Source organism: Streptomyces sp. NPDC046909, assembly GCF_040644695.1.
Taxonomy (GTDB): Bacteria; Actinomycetota; Actinomycetes; order Streptomycetales; family Streptomycetaceae; genus Streptomyces.
Genome location: NZ_JBEYXC010000017.1, coordinates 1 through 17,534, shown reverse-complemented (window position 1 = coordinate 17,534; position 17,534 = coordinate 1). Strand labels below are relative to the sequence as shown.

The 17,534-nt window shown below is 70.0% G+C and carries 20 protein-coding genes and 1 pseudogene; 14 read left to right on the top strand and 7 right to left on the bottom strand.

Annotated features, from left to right (window positions below; genetic code table 11):
• Positions 1–816: an inositol monophosphatase family protein gene (locus ABZ928_RS40945; RefSeq protein ID WP_361530672.1), complete on the top strand. Its 816-nt coding sequence runs from the start codon at positions 1–3 to the stop codon at positions 814–816.
• Positions 817–917: 101 nt separating this feature from the next.
• On the opposite strand, the gene ABZ928_RS40940 is transcribed toward ABZ928_RS40945, so the two are convergent.
• Positions 918–1,082, bottom strand: a complete 165-nt coding sequence (locus ABZ928_RS40940) for a hypothetical protein (RefSeq protein WP_361530669.1) — start codon at positions 1,080–1,082, stop codon at positions 918–920.
• 439 nt (positions 1,083–1,521) lie between these two features.
• On the opposite strand from ABZ928_RS40940, the gene ABZ928_RS40935 reads away from it, so the two are divergent.
• From ABZ928_RS40935 to ABZ928_RS40920, 4 genes are all read left to right on the top strand, one after another.
• Complete coding sequence (locus tag ABZ928_RS40935) at positions 1,522–2,175, top strand: response regulator transcription factor (protein ID WP_007385219.1); 654 nt, start codon at positions 1,522–1,524, stop codon at positions 2,173–2,175.
• 6 nt (positions 2,176–2,181) lie between these two features.
• The gene (locus ABZ928_RS40930) at positions 2,182–3,420 is read left to right on the top strand and encodes a HAMP domain-containing sensor histidine kinase (RefSeq protein WP_361530666.1); all 1,239 of its coding nucleotides are present in this window, start codon (positions 2,182–2,184) and stop codon (positions 3,418–3,420) included.
• A 393-nt stretch (positions 3,421–3,813) separates the two neighbouring features.
• On the top strand, positions 3,814–4,110 hold the full coding sequence (locus ABZ928_RS40925) for a DUF4193 domain-containing protein (protein WP_005481602.1): 297 nt from the start codon (positions 3,814–3,816) through the stop codon (positions 4,108–4,110).
• A 13-nt stretch (positions 4,111–4,123) separates the two neighbouring features.
• On the top strand, positions 4,124–5,071 hold the full coding sequence (locus ABZ928_RS40920) for a hypothetical protein (protein ID WP_361530663.1): 948 nt from the start codon (positions 4,124–4,126) through the stop codon (positions 5,069–5,071).
• 44 nt (positions 5,072–5,115) lie between these two features.
• On the opposite strand, the gene ABZ928_RS40915 is transcribed toward ABZ928_RS40920, so the two are convergent.
• A complete protein-coding gene (locus ABZ928_RS40915) occupies positions 5,116–5,577 on the bottom strand; it encodes a DUF3093 domain-containing protein (protein ID WP_361530660.1) in 462 nt (153 codons plus the stop codon).
• A 58-nt stretch (positions 5,578–5,635) separates the two neighbouring features.
• On the opposite strand from ABZ928_RS40915, the gene ABZ928_RS40910 reads away from it, so the two are divergent.
• The 9 genes from ABZ928_RS40910 (at position 5,636) to ABZ928_RS40870 (ending at position 14,230) form a co-directional block, all read left to right on the top strand.
• Positions 5,636–6,220, top strand: a complete 585-nt coding sequence (locus ABZ928_RS40910; protein ID WP_361530657.1) for a PaaI family thioesterase — start codon at positions 5,636–5,638, stop codon at positions 6,218–6,220.
• Complete coding sequence (gene dut / locus ABZ928_RS40905; protein ID WP_361530654.1) at positions 6,217–6,768, top strand: dUTP diphosphatase; 552 nt, start codon at positions 6,217–6,219, stop codon at positions 6,766–6,768. Before ABZ928_RS40910 ends, dut begins: the two co-directional genes overlap by 4 nt.
• Before the next feature lies 1 nt (position 6,769).
• Entirely contained in the window at positions 6,770–7,537 is a 768-nt protein-coding gene (locus ABZ928_RS40900) for a DUF3710 domain-containing protein (RefSeq protein WP_361530651.1), read from the top strand.
• A gap of 178 nt (positions 7,538–7,715) precedes the next feature.
• Entirely contained in the window at positions 7,716–8,882 is a 1,167-nt protein-coding gene (locus ABZ928_RS40895; RefSeq protein WP_361530649.1) for an alginate lyase family protein, read from the top strand.
• A gap of 65 nt (positions 8,883–8,947) precedes the next feature.
• The gene (locus ABZ928_RS40890; protein ID WP_361530646.1) at positions 8,948–9,640 is read left to right on the top strand and encodes an ABC transporter ATP-binding protein; all 693 of its coding nucleotides are present in this window, start codon (positions 8,948–8,950) and stop codon (positions 9,638–9,640) included.
• 118 nt (positions 9,641–9,758) lie between these two features.
• Complete coding sequence (locus ABZ928_RS40885) at positions 9,759–12,338, top strand: sensor histidine kinase KdpD (protein WP_361530643.1); 2,580 nt, start codon at positions 9,759–9,761, stop codon at positions 12,336–12,338.
• Positions 12,335–13,021 carry a response regulator gene (locus ABZ928_RS40880; RefSeq protein WP_361530640.1) on the top strand — a complete coding sequence of 229 codons (687 nt, stop codon included), beginning with the start codon at positions 12,335–12,337 and terminating at the stop codon, positions 13,019–13,021. The genes ABZ928_RS40885 and ABZ928_RS40880 overlap by 4 nt, the downstream gene beginning before the upstream one ends.
• Before the next feature lie 45 nt (positions 13,022–13,066).
• Positions 13,067–13,465 carry an OB-fold nucleic acid binding domain-containing protein gene (locus tag ABZ928_RS40875; protein ID WP_361530637.1) on the top strand — a complete coding sequence of 133 codons (399 nt, stop codon included), beginning with the start codon at positions 13,067–13,069 and terminating at the stop codon, positions 13,463–13,465.
• A 3-nt stretch (positions 13,466–13,468) separates the two neighbouring features.
• On the top strand, positions 13,469–14,230 hold the full coding sequence (locus ABZ928_RS40870; RefSeq protein ID WP_361530634.1) for a DUF3159 domain-containing protein: 762 nt from the start codon (positions 13,469–13,471) through the stop codon (positions 14,228–14,230).
• 70 nt (positions 14,231–14,300) lie between these two features.
• Here the strand turns inward: ABZ928_RS40870 and ABZ928_RS40865 are convergent, their stop codons facing one another.
• The 5 genes and pseudogenes from ABZ928_RS40865 to ABZ928_RS40845 form a co-directional block, all read right to left on the bottom strand.
• Positions 14,301–14,978 carry a TrkA family potassium uptake protein gene (locus ABZ928_RS40865; protein WP_361530631.1) on the bottom strand — a complete coding sequence of 226 codons (678 nt, stop codon included), beginning with the start codon at positions 14,976–14,978 and terminating at the stop codon, positions 14,301–14,303.
• A complete protein-coding gene (locus tag ABZ928_RS40860; protein WP_314200937.1) occupies positions 14,978–15,649 on the bottom strand; it encodes a TrkA family potassium uptake protein in 672 nt (223 codons plus the stop codon). Before ABZ928_RS40860 ends, ABZ928_RS40865 begins: the two co-directional genes overlap by 1 nt.
• A gap of 121 nt (positions 15,650–15,770) precedes the next feature.
• Positions 15,771–16,589: a site-specific integrase gene (locus tag ABZ928_RS40855; RefSeq protein WP_361530628.1), complete on the bottom strand. Its 819-nt coding sequence runs from the start codon at positions 16,587–16,589 to the stop codon at positions 15,771–15,773.
• Positions 16,590–16,677: 88 nt separating this feature from the next.
• Positions 16,678–16,971 (bottom strand): hypothetical protein, encoded by a 294-nt coding sequence (locus ABZ928_RS40850; protein WP_361530625.1) that lies wholly within the window; start codon positions 16,969–16,971, stop codon positions 16,678–16,680.
• A 381-nt stretch (positions 16,972–17,352) separates the two neighbouring features.
• Positions 17,353–17,534: pseudogene (locus ABZ928_RS40845) on the bottom strand (hypothetical protein); the annotation flags it as partial.

Sequence of the window (17,534 nt, the reverse complement as noted above, 5' to 3'; positions counted from 1 at the left end):
GTGACCGACCCCCTGCACACCGAACTGCTCCGGCTCGCCCAGGAAGCCGCCCGCAAGGCCGGCACCCTGCTCCGGGACGGCCGCCCGGCCGACCTCGCGGTGGCCGCCACCAAGTCGAGCCCCATCGACGTGGTCACCGAGATGGACATCGCGGCCGAGAAGCTGATCACCGACCTGATCTCCGCGCACCGCCCCGACGACGGCTTCCTCGGCGAGGAGGGCGCCTCCAGCGAGGGCACGAGCGGCGTCCGCTGGGTGATCGACCCGCTCGACGGCACGGTCAACTACCTGTACGGACTGCCCACTTGGGCGGTCTCCATCGCGGCCGAGCAGGACGGCGAGACGGTCGTCGGAGTGGTCGCGGCCCCGATGCGCGGCGAGACGTACCACGCGGTGCGCGGCGAGGGCGCCTGGGCCACGGGCGCGTGGGAGGGCGAACGCGAGCTCGCCTGCCGCCCGGCCCCGCCCCTGGACCAGGCCCTGGTCTCGACCGGCTTCAACTACGTCCTGGAGGTCCGCGCCCACCAGGCCGAGGTCACCCGGAAGCTGATCCCGCTGCTCCGCGACATCCGCCGCAGCGGATCGGCGGCGGTGGACCTGTGCGACGTCGCGGCAGGCCGCCTGGACGGCTACTTCGAGCGCGGCCTGAACGCCTGGGACCTCGCCGCGGGCGACCTGATCGCCCGGGAAGCGGGCGCCCTGACCGGTGGACGCCCCGGAGAGCGCCCCGCACGGGATCTGGCGATCGCGGGCTCCCCCGGCGTCTTCGAACCTCTCCAGCGCCTCCTGGAGGACTTCGGAGCCTGGCACGACTGAGAATCCGGTCGACTGAGAATCCGGTGAGAATCAAGAAAAGCCGACGGGCCCCGGTGCTGGATTCACCGGGGCCCGTCGTCGTGCTGAAAGCCGATCAGACGCTAGGCGCCGACCTCCACACCGTGCTCGGCGGCGAGGCGGCGCAGGTCGTCGAGCTCGGCCTGTTCCACCTCGGCGAGGAAGTCGTCGCCCTCGTCGCGAGCCCGCGTCAGGTCGGACTCGGTCGTCCTTATGCGCTGCAGAAGTCCTGCGGTGAATGCGTCCATGCTGCGCCCCCTCGTCCTGGGTCGTGGGTCGGTGGCACGGGGGTGTGCCGTTCGGAAGGGGCGATCACGTCTCCAGCAGATGCCCAGCGCTGCCCAGCTGGGCGGCGACGGCGCCGGACACCCACGCCCGCTCTGCGGAAAGCGGATTGCGGTGTACCGCATGGTGGTGCGGCACATGCGGAGCGTGATCGCGGGGTGTAAAGCCGTCCTCCCCCCGCTCCCTGTCACGGAAACCTCAACCCACCGAGAAAATCTCGCATTCCCGCGCCGCACACCTGTCCTTCACCCGGCCGTACAACGGAGCTTCAGACGGCCCTCACCCGTCTTACAGCCGACTTATGGCCGAAAAGGGCAGGATGGAGGTCAACACACTCACCGAAGCCCCTGCCCGCGTGCCCCGAGAAGCGCTACGCGGGTGGACACAGGAAGGACAAGCGACGTGCGCGTACTCGTCGTCGAGGACGAGCAGCTGCTCGCCGATGCGGTGGCCACCGGACTGCGCCGGGAGGCCATGGCCGTCGACGTCGTGTACGACGGTGCGGCCGCCCTGGAGCGCATCGGCGTCAACGACTACGACGTGGTCGTCCTCGACCGCGACCTCCCCCTCGTCCACGGCGACGACGTCTGCCGCAAGATCGTCGAGCTCGGCATGCCCACGCGCGTGCTGATGCTCACCGCGTCCGGCGACGTCAGCGACCGTGTCGAGGGCCTGGAGATCGGCGCCGACGACTATCTGCCCAAGCCCTTCGCGTTCAGCGAGCTGACGGCACGCGTGCGTGCCCTCGGCCGCCGGACCAGCGTGCCGCTGCCGCCCGTCCTGGAGCGCGCCGGCATCAAGCTCGACCCGAACCGCCGGGAGGTCTTCCGGGACGGCAAGGAAGTGCAGCTCGCGCCCAAGGAGTTCGCCGTCCTGGAGGTGCTGATGCGCTCCGAGGGCGCCGTCGTCTCCGCGGAGCAGCTCCTGGAGAAGGCCTGGGACGAGAACACCGACCCGTTCACCAACGTCGTCCGGGTGACCGTCATGACCCTGCGCCGCAAGCTGGGCGAGCCCCCGGTCATCGTCACCGTGCCCGGCTCCGGCTACCGGATCTGATCCGCCGTGGCCGCCGCTCCCGCGCCTCCCCAGGCGCCCCCGAAGCCCACCTGGGACCCGCGGCGGGTCGAGCCGCCGTTCCCCTGGCTGCGCCCGACCATCCGCATAAGGCTGACCCTGCTGTACGGCGGCATGTTCCTGATCGCCGGCATCCTGCTGCTGTCGATCATCTACCTGCTGGCCGCGAACGCGCTGAACGTCGGCAGTGACCTGCCCTTCAAGGTCGTCACCGGTTCCGTGTCCAGCGAGAGCTGCAACATCGGCTCCACCCAGCTGCCCGCCGCGGACCTCAACCACGCGCTCAACGAGTGCGTGAACGAACAGCGCCAGCACGCCCTCGACAACCTCCTCAGCCGCTCCCTCCTCGCCCTCCTCGGCCTCGCGATCATCGCCTTCGCCTTCGGCTACGCCATGGCCGGCCGTGTCCTGTCCCCGCTCGGCCGGATCACCCGGACCGCCCGAGCGGTGGCCGGCTCGGACCTGGCCCGGCGGATCGAGCTGGACGGCCCGGACGACGAGCTGAAGGAGCTGGCCGACACCTTCGACGACATGCTGGAGCGCCTGGAGCGGGCCTTCACCGCCCAGCAGCGCTTCGTCGGCAACGCCTCGCACGAGCTGAGAACACCCCTCGCGATCAACCGCACGCTCCTTGAGGTGCACCTCTCCGACCCGGGCGCGCCCGTGGAGCTCCAGCAGCTCGGGAAGACGCTGCTGGCCACCAACGAGCGCAGCGAGCAGCTCGTGGAGGGCCTGCTGCTGCTCGCCCGCAGCGACAACCAGATCGTCGAGCGCAAGCCCGTGGACCTCGCGGAGGTGGCCGAGCAGGCCGTCGACCAGGTGCACGCGGAAGCCGACGGCAAGGGGGTCGAGATCCGGGGCGAGCGCCAGTCGGCGGTCGTCCAGGGCAACGGCGTCCTGCTGGAGCGGATCGCCCTGAACCTCGTCCAGAACGCCGTACGGTACAACGTGCCGGAGGGCGGCTGGGTCGAGGTCACCACCGAGATCCAGCACGGCCAGGCGGTCCTGGTCGTGTCGAACACCGGCCCGGTCGTTCCCGCGTACGAGATCGACAATCTCTTCGAGCCGTTCAAGCGGCTGCGAGGGGCCGATCGCACCGGCAGCGACAAGGGCGTGGGGCTCGGTCTGTCCATCGTCCGCTCGGTCGCCCGGGCGCACGGCGGGCACATCTACGCACAACCACGCGAGGGGGGAGGGCTCGTGATGCGGGTCACCCTGCCGATCTGAGATCATGTCGCCGACACACGGGGATGTTCGCTTTGCGCGGAATTTTCTGGGCACTCGTCGAGCCGTCCCGTGTGTGATCGATCACAAGGGCGAATTTCAGGCCATCTACTGTCCGTGATCAAGAATGCTGTCGTAAAGCCGGGAAAGTCCGGGTTTTCGGGGGCCTTGATCACGGGAAGTACACGGTGAGACGCCTTTGAAGTGCGGCATTCGGACCGTGTACGGTCCCCATCGCCATCCCAGCCGATCACTCATGAGGAGTCCGGTTGGGTGTCGATTGAGTAACAGACCTTGATGTGAGGCAAAATCTCCGCCTCGGGTCGGGCACAAGTCCGGCCTCTCACGCGTTACGTGCGCTGGAGACACCGCAGACACCCAGAGGGGGAGAGCGACATGGCAACGGATTACGACACCCCACGCAAGACCGACGACGACGTCGACTCGGACAGCCTTGAAGAGCTGAAGGCCAGGCGGAACGACAAGTCGACCTCCGCAGTGGACGTCGACGAGTTCGAGGCCGCCGAAGGCCTGGAGCTGCCCGGCGCGGACCTCTCGAACGAGGAGCTGGCCGTCCGGGTCCTGCCCAAGCAGCAGGACGAGTTCACCTGCATGAGCTGCTTCCTGGTGCACCACCGCAGCCAACTGGCCCGGGAGAAGAACGGCCAGCCGATCTGCCGCGACTGCGACTGAGGACGGGTCGGCCGTGACTGGCTCGACCCCTCCCTGGAAGCGCCGCTCCCCCCTGCCGGGAGCGGACCAAGGGCCGTCCGACGGCCCTCACGGCGCGCGTGACGACGAGCGGGGCTCATCCGGTACAGCACCATCGGGTACGGGATCGGCCTCGCTCGAACCCGCGGCCGGCCGGGGTGACCTCCCGGCGCCCGCGGAGCATCCCGCGCCCGTCGCTCGCCGACGGGCCGCGGTGATCCGCGGGAAGGTCGGGGAAGGCGTCCGCAAGGGCGGCAGCCGGGCCAGGGCGGGCCTGGCGTACCTCGCCGACCGGATCATCGACAACGCGCCCAGAATCCCCGTACGCGACCTCTCGACGCTCCGCAGGCAGTTCCCGGGCCTGGGACCCGAGCAGCTCGCCGACAAGCTCGTGGCGGGCGCCGCGAACGCCTCCTCGACGGTCGGGGCCGGTGTCGGCGCGGCCGCGATGCTGCCCGTACCGCCGGCGATGCCGACCGAGCTGGCCGCGGAGATCACCGGGGTCGCCGCGATCGAGCTGAAGCTGATCGCCGAGCTCCACGAGGTCTACGGCGTGCGGCCGCCGGGCAGTCTCAAGGACCGCAGCACCGCGTATCTCAACTCCTGGTCGGGCGAGCGAGGCATCGACGTGACCAAGCCGTCGACGATCAACTCCGCCCTCAGCGGCCCGATGAAGAACCAGCTCCGCCAGCAGATCATGAAGCGCATGGTCCGGAACCTGCCGAACCTGATGCCGTTCATGGTCGGCGCGGCCGTGGGCGCGGTCATGAACCGCCGGGACACCAAGAAGCTCGCGGGACGCATCCGCGCGGACCTGCGGAAGATCCAGGTGCCCTGGGACGCGCTCGACCAGCTCCCGCCGCTGGAGACTCCGGCGCACCCCCTGGAGGTCGGGGACATCGCGAAGGAACTCGGACGCGGACACCACGGCGGTCCGCGGTAAGAGTTCCGTGAGATTCCCGCCGGGTGAAACCCCGCGCGAACGTTCTAGACGGTCGCCCGGGCCCGCTTGATCGCCTCCGCGAGCCGCTCAGGCTCCCGTGTCGACAGATACAGGTACGGCGTCGGGTCCTCGGGGTCCGTGACCTCCACGCGCAGCGCCGTCGGGATGTAGGCGCGCAGCAGCAGGAAGGCGCGGGTGTCGGCCTTGTACGTGCGCCAGGCGCGCGCCTCCTCCGGGTCCAGCACCTCCATGTCCCCCAGGGCCGTGACCGGGAGCTTCGCCTCACCGGCGATCAGCGCACCGCCCACCACGCGGATCCGGAGCGAGCCGTACGCGCTGGCGGCGACGGCCGCGACCGCGGTGCCGCCGACCAGGCCGCCGAGCAGCGGCAGCGTGCCGAACGGGAGCAGGATCAGGGCGAAGGAGAGCCCGACCAGGCACGAGATGAGCCACCACGAGCGGGGGGCGGTGAGGCGTTCTTCGTACGGGGTGGCGGAGAGCTGCATGAAGCCAAGCTTGGCACGGTGTTAGTAACGGGCCGACGCGCGGGTAAGGTCTGCGGCTGTGAGTGGTAGTTCCGCAGCTCTTCAGCCTCCCGCCGACGCCGTGAAGCCGGTGCGTCACCCTGACGCGCCCGCACCCGGCGAGCTCCTCGGCGCGCACTACGGCCAGTGCTTCGGCTGCGGCGGCGAGCAGGCCCACGGACTGCACCTGGCGGCCCGGGCCGGCGAGGGCGTCTCGGTCACCGCCGAGTTCACCGTCCGCCCCGCCCACCAGGGCGCCCCCGGCCTCGCGCACGGCGGCGTCCTCGCGACCGCCCTCGACGAGACGCTCGGCTCGCTGAACTGGCTGCTGCGCACCATCGCGGTGACCGGACGCCTGGAGACCGACTTCGCGCGGCCCGTCCCCGTGGGCACGGTGCTGTATCTGGAGGCCGAGGTGACGGCCGTCGCCGGGCGGAAGATCTACTCGACCGCCACCGGACGGATCGGCGGCCCCGACGGGCCCGTGGCCGTCCGTGCCGAGGCGCTCTTCATCGAGGTGAAGGTCGACCACTTCATCGACAACGGCCGTCCGGAGGAGATCCGGGCCGCCATGGACGACCCGGACCAGGTCCGGCGTGCCCGTGCCTTCGAGGTGAACCCGTGAGCCGTGACCCCCTGAGCGTACTGATCCGGCGCGTCGACCCCGACGTACCGCTTCCGTCGTACGCGCACCCCGGTGACGCGGGGGCCGATCTGCGGACCACCGAGGCGTGCGAACTGAAGCCCGGGGAGCGGGTCGTGCTGCCCACAGGGGTGTCTGTCGCGCTGCCGGAGGGGTACGCGGCCTTCGTGCACCCCCGATCCGGTCTCGCCGCCCGCTGCGGTGTCGCTCTCGTGAATGCCCCGGGGACGGTTGATGCCGGGTACCGTGGGGAGATCAAGGTGATCGTGGTCAATCTCGACCCGCGCGAGGCGGTGCGGTTCGAGCGCTTCGACCGGATCGCCCAGCTGGTCGTCCAGCGGGTCGAGCGGGTCAGCTTCCAGGAGGTCGCGGAGCTGCCCGACTCGGTGCGGGCCGAAGGGGGCTTCGGGTCCACCGGAGGCCATGCGGCGGTGGCCGGTACGAACAGCACAAGCGGTCAGGCCGCCGTCGGCGGCACAACGGGTGGGAATCGATACGCTTCGGTCGTATCCGACCGGGAAGGACAGTGACGTGTTCGGACGTCGCAAGAAGAAGGATGCCGCCGAGGGCGCGGCCGGCGAGGCCGAGCAGGTCGTCGACAGTGTCGACACTGAGGCGGACGACGAGGACGGCGCGCGCGAGCGCGTGAGGCTCGAACCCGAGCCTCGGCCCGACGGGCCCTGGGACGACTCCGAGGTGAGTGAGCCGGGCGAGGGCCGTGTGGACCTGGGCGGCATCTTCGTGCCCGGCGTCGACGGCATGGAGCTGCGGGTCGAGGTCGCGGGTGACGCGATCGTCGCGGCGACCGTCGTGCTGCGCGACAGCGCGGTCCAGCTCCAGGCCTTCGCCGCGCCCAAGCGCGAGGGCATCTGGGGCGAGGTGCGCGAGGAGATCGCCACCGGCATCACCCAGCAGGGCGGCATCGTCGACGAGGTCGAGGGTCCGCTGGGCTGGGAGCTGCGGGCCCAGGTGCCGGTGCAGCTGCCGGACGGCACGGGCGGCTTCCAGGTCGTGCGGTTCGTCGGTGTGGACGGCCCGCGCTGGTTCCTGCGCGGTGTGATCTCGGGCCAGGGCGCGGTGCAGCCGCAGGCGGCCGGGCTCCTTGAGCAGATCTTCCGGGACACGGTCGTGGTCCGCGGCGAGGGCCCGATGGCGCCCCGCGACCCGATCGTCCTCAAGCTGCCGAACGACGCGCAGATGGTGCCGGAGGGCGTCCAGCAGCAGGACCAGGAGGGCTCCCGCTTCTCGGGTGGCATGGGCCAGCTCCAGCGCGGCCCGGAGATCACCGAAGTCCGGTAGTAGCCAGAAGGCATCGAGGGCCGTACCCCATCGCGGGGTGCGGCCCTTTGTCATGCGCCGCCCTTTGTCGTGCGCGGACTCTTGACGGCGCATTGGTCTGTACCTACCGTCTCGGCCCAACGCGTCTGTTCATAAAGGCGCTTCACGTTCATATACGAGAACGGAAGGCCCCCCACGCATGCGCAGAACCGCTCTCTTCGCGGCTGTGGCCGCCCTCGTCGCCGGTGCCCTCGCCTGGCCCGCCGACGCCGCTCCCACCACCTTCGCCCACCCCGGAGTCACCGTCTCCAAGGGACAGTTGGACTTCGCCCGCTCCCAGGTCAACGCCGGCGCCCAGCCCTGGAAGGGCGCCTACGACCAGATGATGGCGAGCAAGTACGCCGATCTGAACCGCACGCCCAAGCCCCGCGCGGTCGTCGAGTGCGGGTCCTACTCGAACCCCAACTACGGCTGCACCGACGAGCGTGAGGACGCTGTAGCCGCCTACACCGACGCGCTCGCCTGGTACATCACCCGGGACGAGCGCTACGCCAAGAAGTCCATCCAGCTCATGGACGCCTGGTCGGCGGTCGTCACGGACCACACCAACAGCAACGCGCCCCTCCAGACCGGCTGGGCCGGCTCCTCCTGGCCGAAGGCGGCCGAGATCATCAAGTACACGTACACCGGAAGCTGGACCAACTCCGGGCGGTTCGCGACCATGCTCCGGAACGTCTACCTCCCCGAGATCATCAACGGCTCCAACTCCAACGGCAATTGGGAGCTGTCGATGATGGAGGCCGCCGTCGGCATCTCCGTCTTCCTGGAGGACAAGACGTCGTACGACAAGGCCATGGCGAAGTTCCGCACCCGCACCGCCGCCTACGTCTACCTCGCCTCCGACGGCTCCGTGCCGAAGACCGTGCCGAGCCAGAACCTCGACACCACCGCGAAGATCGTCGCGTACTGGCAGGGACAGTCCACCTTCGTCACCGGGCTCACCCAGGAGACCTGCCGCGACCTCACGCACACCGGGTACGGCATCTCGGCGATCTCCCATGTCGCCGAGACCAGCCGGATCCAGGGGCAGGACCTGTACGGCACCGACGTGGGCGAGCGGCTGCGGCAGGCGCTCGGGTTCCAGGCCAAGTACGAGCTGGGGACGGCCGTGCCGAGCCGGCTGTGCGGCGGCTCCCTGAACCTGGGGCTCGGGCCGGTCACCGAGGTCGGGTACAACGCCCTGCACAACCGGCTCGGCATCGCCATGAGCAACACGCAGACGCTGACCGAGCGGAACCGTCCAGCGGGCTCCAACAACCTGTTCGTGGCCTGGGAAACCCTCACCCACGGGGACAACCTGAGCTGAAACCGTTGATCGGCCGGGCGGCAGGTGGGGATACTGGCGCCCGGTCTTTCACGGGGGAGGGGCTCATGAGCCAGGTGGTCACCGAGACCATGGTGCGGGTCGAGAACGTCCACAGGACCTTCGGGCGGGGCGCCGGTGTCGTGCACGCCCTGCGCGGGGTGTCATTCGAGGTGCCGCGCGGCGAGCTCGTCGCGCTCAAGGGGCGGTCGGGGTCCGGCAAGACCACGCTCCTCAACATCGTCGGCGGGCTCGACACCCCCGACGAGGGGCGGATCGAGGTCGGCGGGCGTGACCTCGCCGGGCTCGACGAGGACGGGCTGCTCGCGCTGCGCCGCGATCACATCGGGTTCGTGTTCCAGTCCTTCGGGCTCATCCCGATCCTCACCGCCGCCGAGAACGTCGGGGTGCCGATGCGGCTGCGCCGGGAGGACCCACGCGCGCGTGAGGAGCGCGTCGACCTGCTGCTGGCCCTGGTGGGCCTCGCCGACCATGCGGGACAGCGGCCCACCGAGCTCTCCGGCGGCCAGCAGCAGCGCGTCGCCATCGCCCGCGCCCTCGCCAACAACCCCTCGCTCCTGATCGCCGACGAGCCGACCGGCCAGCTCGACGCGGAGACCGGCCACGGCGTGATGGAGCTGCTGCGGGCCGTCGTGCACAGCGAGAACGTCACCGCGCTGGTCGCCACGCACGACGCGACCCTGCTGGACCTGGCTGACCGGGTCCTGGAGCTGAGCGACGGGGAGATCGTCGAGGTCTGAGCCCCGTCAGGGTTGTGTCAAAGACGGTCCTTCGGGGGCCCGCGGGCCCATTTGGCGTGATTCTTGGTCGTAGGGTCGACGCTGCGTAGGCAGCGGTGACCGGAAGACAATAGGACCCATGGGACGCGGCAAGCTTCGGATCTACCTCGGTGCGGCACCGGGCGTCGGCAAGACGTACGCGATGCTCTCCGAGGCGCACCGGCGCGTCGAGCGGGGCACCGACTGCGTGGTGGCGTTCGTGGAGTGCCACGGGCGGCCGCGCACCGAGGTCATGCTGCACGGCCTGGAACAGATCGCGCGCCGGGAAGCGGCGTACCGGGGGAGCACCTTCGAGGAGATGGACGTCGACGCCGTGCTGCGGCGCGCCCCCGCCGTCGCCCTGGTGGACGAACTCGCCCACACGAACATCCCCGGCTCCCGCAACGCCAAGCGCTGGCAGGACGTGGAGGAGCTGCTCGCCGCCGGGATCGACGTCGTGTCGACCGTCAACATCCAGCACCTGGAGTCGCTGGGGGACGTCGTCGAGTCGATCACCGGGGTACGGCAGCGGGAGACCGTGCCCGACGAGGTCGTACGGCGGGCCGATCAGATCGAGCTGGTCGACATGTCCCCGCAGGCGCTGCGGCGGCGGATGGCGCACGGAAACATCTACCAGCCCGACAAGGTCGACGCGGCCCTCTCCAACTACTTCCGGCCCGGGAACCTCACCGCCCTGCGCGAGCTGGCGCTGCTCTGGGTCGCCGACCGGGTCGACGAGTACCTGAAGCAGTACCGCGACGAGCACCAGGTCTCGAAGATCTGGGGCTCGCGCGAACGGATCGTGGTCGGCCTGACCGGCGGTCCCGAGGGGCGCACGCTGATCCGGCGGGCCGCGCGGCTCGCGGAGAAGGGCGCCGGGGGTGAGGTACTGGCCGTCTACATCGCCCGCAGCGACGGGCTGACCTCCGCCTCGCCCAAGGAACTCGCCGTCCAGCGCACCCTCGCCGAGGACCTCGGCGGCACCTTCCACCACGTCATCGGTGACGACATACCCGTGGCGCTGCTCGACTTCGCCCGGGGCGTCAACGCCACGCAGATCGTGCTGGGCTCCTCGCGCCGCAAGGCCTGGCAGTACGTCTTCGGCCCCGGCGTCGGCGCCACGGTCGCCCGGGAGTCGGGGCCCGACCTCGACGTCCACATCGTCACCCACGACGAGGTCGCCAAGGGACGCGGACTGCCCGTCGCCCGCGGCGCCCGCCTAGGACGGGCCCGGATCGTCTGGGGCTGGGCGATCGGCGTGATCGGCCCGGCGGTCATGGCCCTGCTGCTCAACACCGTCCATCTCGGCCTCGCCAACGACATGCTGCTGTTCCTGACCGTGACGGTGGCGGCGGCCCTGGTCGGCGGACTGCTGCCCGCGCTGGCCTCGGCCGCGGTCGGCTCGCTGCTGCTGAACTACTTCTACACACCGCCCCTGCACAACTGGACGATCGCCGACCCGAAGAACATCGTCGCCATCGTGATCTTCGTCGGCGTCGGGGTCTCGGTCGCCTCCGTCGTCGACCTCGCCGCCCGGCGCACCCACCAGGCCGCCAGGCTGCGCGCCGAGTCGGAGATCCTCTCCTTCCTCGCCGGCAATGTCCTGCGCGGCGAGACCAGCCTGGAGGAGCTCCTGGAACGCGTCCGGGAGACCTTCGGGATGGAGTCGGCCGCCCTGCTGGAGCGCGGCGGTGACGTCGAGCCGTGGACCTGCGCGGGCCGGGCCGGCTTCGGACGCCCGGTGGAGCGCCCTGAGGACGCGGACGTGGACGTGCCGGTCGGCGACCACATGGCGCTCGTCCTGATCGGCCGGGTGCTGCCCGCCGAGGACCGCCGGGTGCTCGCCGCCTTCGCCGCCCAGGCCGCGGTCGCGCTGGACCGGCGGCGCCTCCAGGAGGAGGCCGACCAGGCGCGCGCCCTCGCGGAGGGCAACCGGATCCGGACCGCGCTTCTGGCCGCCGTCAGCCACGACCTGCGCACCCCGCTCGCGGGCATCAAGGCGGCCGTGTCCTCACTGCGCTCCGACGACGTGGCGTGGTCCGAGGAGGACCAGGCAGAGCTGCTGGAGGGCATCGAGGAGGGGGCCGACCGGCTCGACCATCTCGTCGGGAACCTGCTCGACATGTCCCGGCTCCAGACCGGCACCGTCACGCCCCTGATCCGCGAGATCGACCTCGACGAAGTGGTGCCGATGGCGCTCGGCGGGGTGCCCGAGGACAGTGTGGAGCTGGACATTCCGGAGACGCTGCCCATGGTCGCCGTCGATCCCGGCCTGCTGGAGCGGTCCGTGGCCAACCTGGTCGAGAACGCCGTCAAGTACAGCCCGCCCGGCAAGGCCGTCCTGGTCTCCGCCAGTGCCATCGCCGACCGCGTCGAGGTCCGCGTCGTCGACCGCGGCCCCGGCGTCCCCGACGAGGCCAAGGAGCGCATCTTCGAGCCCTTCCAGCGGTACGGCGACGCCCCGCGCGGTGCCGGGGTCGGGCTCGGCCTCGCGGTCGCCCGGGGCTTCGCCGAGGCGATGAGCGGCACGCTGAACGCCGAGGACACCCCGGGCGGCGGCCTCACCATGGTCCTCACACTCCGGGCCGCGGAGACGCGCCCCGATCTCTTCACGGAACACCTCTCAGCAGCAGAAACAGAAGCAGCAGCAGAAGCAGAACCGGAAAGGCAGGTCACATGACCCGGGTGCTCGTGATCGAAGACGAGCCGCAGATCGTGCGCGCCCTCGTGATCAACCTCAAGGCCCGCAAGTACGAGGTCGACGCCGCCCACGACGGCGCCACCGCCCTCCGCCTTGCCGCGGCCCGCCACCCCGACGTGGTCGTCCTCGACCTCGGCCTGCCCGACATGGACGGCGTCGAGGTCATCCGGGGCCTGCGCGGCTGGACCCGGGTGCCGATCCTCGTGCTCTCCGCCCGCCACTCCTCCGACGAGAAGGTCGAGGCGCTCGACGCGGGCGCCGACGACTACGTCACCAAGCCCTTCGGCATGGACGAGCTGCTCGCCCGGCTGCGGGCGGCGGTCCGCCGGGCCGAGCCGGTCGGTCCCGGCGAGGACGACGTGACCACCGTGGAGACCGAGGGGTTCACCGTCGACCTCGCCGCGAAGAAGGTCAACCGCGACGGCAACGACGTACGCCTGACCCCCACGGAGTGGCATCTGCTGGAGGTGCTGGTGCGCAACACCGGCCGTCTGGTGAGCCAGAAGCAGCTGCTGCAAGAGGTGTGGGGCCCGTCGTACGGGACGGAGACGAACTATCTGCGGGTGTACATGGCCCAGCTGCGTCGGAAGCTGGAGGCGGACCCGTCGCACCCGAAGCACTTCATTACGGAGCCGGGGATGGGGTATCGGTTCGAGGGCTAGTACCGCGGGTACGAAGGTGTCAGTGCACCCCGGTACGCTTCACATATGAGTGCTGTTCCGCGTTCCGAGAAGCCGGCGGGCCGGTTCCGGCGCATGCTCGACCGGCTCTCCTCGTCCCAGGAGGACCTGGAGTCGGAGGAGCTGCGGGAGGACGCCGAGACCGCAGGCTGCATCAAGATCGGTGACTGCCACGACCGACAGATCGTGACCGTTACTGGTACCTTGCGCACGGTCACGCTGCGCCCGCGCGCCGGTGTCCCGGCGCTGGAGGCCGAGCTGTTCGACGGCTCCGCCGCACTGGACGTGGTGTGGCTCGGCAGGCGCTCCATCGTGGGGATCGAGCCGGGGCGCAAGCTGATCGCATCGGGCCGGATCTCGATGAGCCGGGGCCGCCGGGTGCTGTTCAACCCGAAATACGAACTGAGACCCCTCGGTAGGGAGTAGCCGGTGACGTCGCTCGACAAGCCGACCGAAGAGACCGATCAGCACGACGCCCGGGCGGTGACCGAGGCCGCGCTGTTCGAGGCCTTCGGAGGCCTGCGGGGCATGGTCGAGACGGTGCTGCCCGGCCTCCTCTTCGTCACGATCTACACGATCAACAAGGACCTCCACATGTCCGCGATCGCCGCGCTCGCGGTGTCGCTGATCCTGGTCGTGGTCCGCCTCGTGACGAAGGACACCGTCAAGCACGCCTTCAGCGGTGTCTTCGGCGTCGCCTTCGGTGTCGTCTTCGCGATGATGACCGGCAACGCGAAGGACTTCTATCTGCCGGGCATGCTCTACACGCTGGGCCTCGGCCTCGCGTACATCATCACGACCCTGTGCGGGGTCCCGCTGATCGGCCTCATCCTCGGGCCGGTCTTCAAGGAGAACCTCTCCTGGCGCAAGCGCAACCCGGGCCGCAAGAAGGCGTACGCCAAGGCCAGTTACGCGTGGGGCGCGATCCTGCTCGCCAAGTGCGCGATCCTCTTCCCGCTGTACTGGTGGGCCAACACGGCCCAGCTCGGCTGGGTCCTGGTCGCCCTGAAGATCCCGCCGTTCCTGCTGGCGGTATGGCTGACGTGGGTCTTCCTGGCGAAGGCTCCCGCGCCCATCGACGTGTTCGCCGAGATGGAGGCCGCCGAGAAGGCCGAGGAAGAGCGCAAGGCGGCCCTGGCGGCCGAGCGCGGCGAGACGAGCGGCACGGCCCGGCACCGGCGCGAGGCGTAGTCACCTTTACGACGACGGAGGGCGCCCCGATCACCCGGGGCGCCCTCCGTCGTCGTACCGCCGGAAAACCTCAGTTCGACGCGTCCTCGCGGCGCACCGACAGCAGGTCCTCCAGTTGCTCCTCGCGCGCCGGAGCCGCCACGAACAGGAGTTCGTCGCCGGCCTCCAGGGAGTCGTCGCGGGTCGGGGTCAGGACGCGGTTGCCGCGGATGATCGTCACCAGGGACGTGTCCTGCGGCCACTCGACGTCGCCGACCTGGGTGCCTGCCAGGGCCGACTCCTCCGGGAGGGTCAGCTCGACGAGGTTGGCGTCGCCGTGGCTGAAGCGGAGGAGGCGGACCAGGTCGCCGACGCTCACCGCCTCCTCGACCAGGGCGGACATCAGACGCGGGGTCGACACGGCCACGTCCACGCCCCAGGACTCGTTGAAGAGCCACTCGTTCTTGGGGTTGTTGACGCGGGCGACGACGCGCGGGACGCCGTACTCCGTCTTCGCGAGGAGGGAGACGACGAGGTTCACCTTGTCGTCGCCCGTCGCGGCGATCACGACGTTGCAGCGCTGGAGCGCGGCCTCGTCCAGGGAGGTGATCTCGCAGGCGTCGGCCAGCAGCCACTCCGCCTGCGGGACGCGCTCGACCGAGATGGCGGTCGGCGCCTTGTCGACGAGGAGGACCTCGTGGCCGTTCTCCAGCAGTTCGCCCGCGATCGAGCGGCCCACCGCACCGGCACCGGCAATGGCGACCCTCATCAGTGACCGCCCTCCTCTTCGGGACCCTTGGCGAAGGACGCCTCGACTTTGTCGACCTCGTCGGTGCGCATCATCACGTGCACCAGGTCGCCCTCCTGGAGCACCGTCTGCGAGCTGGGCAGGATCGCCTCGCCCAGGCGGGTCAGGAACGCCACGCGGACGCCCGTCTCCTCCTGGAGCCGACTGATCTTGTGACCCACCCAGGCGGCGGAGGTGTGCACCTCGGCCAGCTGGACCCCACCGGTGGGATCGCGCCACAGCGGCTCGGCGCCCGAGGGCAGCAGACGGCGCAGCATCTGGTCGGCGGTCCAGCGGACCGTGGCGACCGTCGGGATGCCCAGGCGCTGGTAGACCTCGGCGCGCCGGGGGTCGTAGATACGGGCGGCGACGTTCTCGATGCCGAACATCTCGCGGGCCACGCGGGCCGCGATGATGTTGGAGTTGTCTCCGCTGGAGACCGCGGCGAACGCGCCGGCCTCCTCGATGCCCGCCTCGCGCAGGGTGTCCTGGTCGAAGCCGACTCCGGTGACACGCCGGCCTCCGAACCCGGAGCCCAGTCGTCGGAAGGCGGTGGGGTCCTGGTCGATCACGGCGACCGTGTGCCCCTGTTGCTCCAGGGTCTGGGCGAGAGCGGAACCCACTCGCCCGCAACCCATGATGACGATGTGCACCTAGCCCTACCCCGCAGTCCTGGTCATCTCGCTGACCTGCGAAAACACCCTGATCACTCTCTTCTCCAAGTCTGCCAGGCAACAACGGGGCAACAGCGTGGGGGGTTGCCCGGACACGAGCTTATGCGGCAACCGCGTCCATGACCTCACCCGTGTACGCGATGGTGGGTTCCCCGCCGTCGAAGGCACGGTCGATCACGTTGCGGGTCCGCTGTTCCGACTCGGGGTAGAGGTGGCCGTACACGTCCATTGTGATCTTGATCGAGCTGTGCCCCATGCGCTTCTGGATGACCTTGGGCGACTCTCCTCCGTCGATGAGGAGCGAGGCGTAGGTGTGGCGCAGCTGCTTGGGCTCGGTTCCTTCCGGGAGACCGGCGAGAGCGACCGTGGGTACCCAGACACGCGAGAACGAGCCGCGGTTGTAAGCCCTGCCGTCCTCCCGGGCGAACACGAGGCCGTGTGCATCCAGGGCTGTCATCTTGTGCTCGCGCAATGCCCGCACGACGGTACGGGGCAGTGGGATGGTGCGGTAGCTGGCCTTGGATTTGAGGGTCCCGAACCGGGGTGCGCCCGTGGCGCGATTGGAGCCGACGAGTTGTTGGTCGACCTTCACGGTTGCCGCGTCGAAGTCGAGACGATCCCAGGTGAGCCCCAGCATCTCGGAGGTACGCAGACCGCTGCCGGCGTTCACGATCGGCCAGGCGCGGAGGTGATCGGGCGTCGCCTCGGAGAGCGCCTCGACCTCGTCGACCGTCAGCGGCTTGACTTCCTCGGTCTCCGCCTCGGGCAGTCTGACCCGCACGCACGGGGTGCTGCCGATCTTCCGGTCGAAGACCGCCTCGGTGAAGACGCTGGCCGTGGTGTCGTAGATCTGACGGACTGTTCGGCCGGCGAGGTCGTCGCAGAGGTTGTTGACGAGCCGCTGGACAGTCGCGCCCACCCCATAAACGGCGACTTGCACCGGCCTATACATCAGCCAGGTCGCAGGAACGGGAACTGAGGGCCCGCCCATGGCGCGGTTGTCCTTACTACGCGACGTGGGCGGGCGGTCTGGGGAGCGGTGCTCCAGCGGACCACTGGGCAGAGGGAGGTAATCCGGCGGACGAGGGGGCGCTCTGCAGGCGGACGGCCCGTTCGCGCATCGTCCAGTGGAGCTGTTCCAGCCGGAACACACAGCGCTGGCAGGCGTACAGCGAGAAGGGCACCTCGGCCACCGTGATGTCGCCGATCTCGGCGACGGGGACACCGGTCTGCTCGCACCTGAAGCAGCTCCCGATGCGCCAATCGAAGCGGCTCCACAGTTCCTCCGGCCTCAACGCCATGGCGCCTCCTCCGTCCACTCGTGGGGCGGGGGTTGGTCGTCGATGAGGGGCAGAAAGGCGACAGGCCGTGCGTGCCACACGAAGGAAAAGGGCTCGGCCACGAGGGGCAACGTGAAGTCCGCGCCCCGTTCAAGGGCTGTCACGGCGTCACGCCAGCCCGGGTGGGTCCGGTCGACGAGAGGGTCCACCCAGGCCGGCGCGACAGCCGAGGCGACGATGCGGATCTGGACGCGTGCCCAGCGGACGGCTGATGCGGGGGTCGGACACCGGGCGGAGTTGATCCGACGGCCATCCACGTGACCCCACTCGCACCAGAATCCCGGCGTCAGGATGCTTTCGGCGTGTGTCAGCGCGGACGAGCTGTGCAGCAGCATGGGGTGATCAGGTCGCATGAGAACTCGGCTCGTTGTGGATCCACAGCAAGCGTCGGGCCAGGTTGGCCACGTTGCGCATGTAGAAGAAGGCGTGGAAGGCCGCGGTCTGCTGCGTGGGGCGGTTCTTTATCTCCAGAAGTCGGTAGGCCTGTCTGAACAGGTCTCTGACAGCAGGGTCTTCGTCGGCGC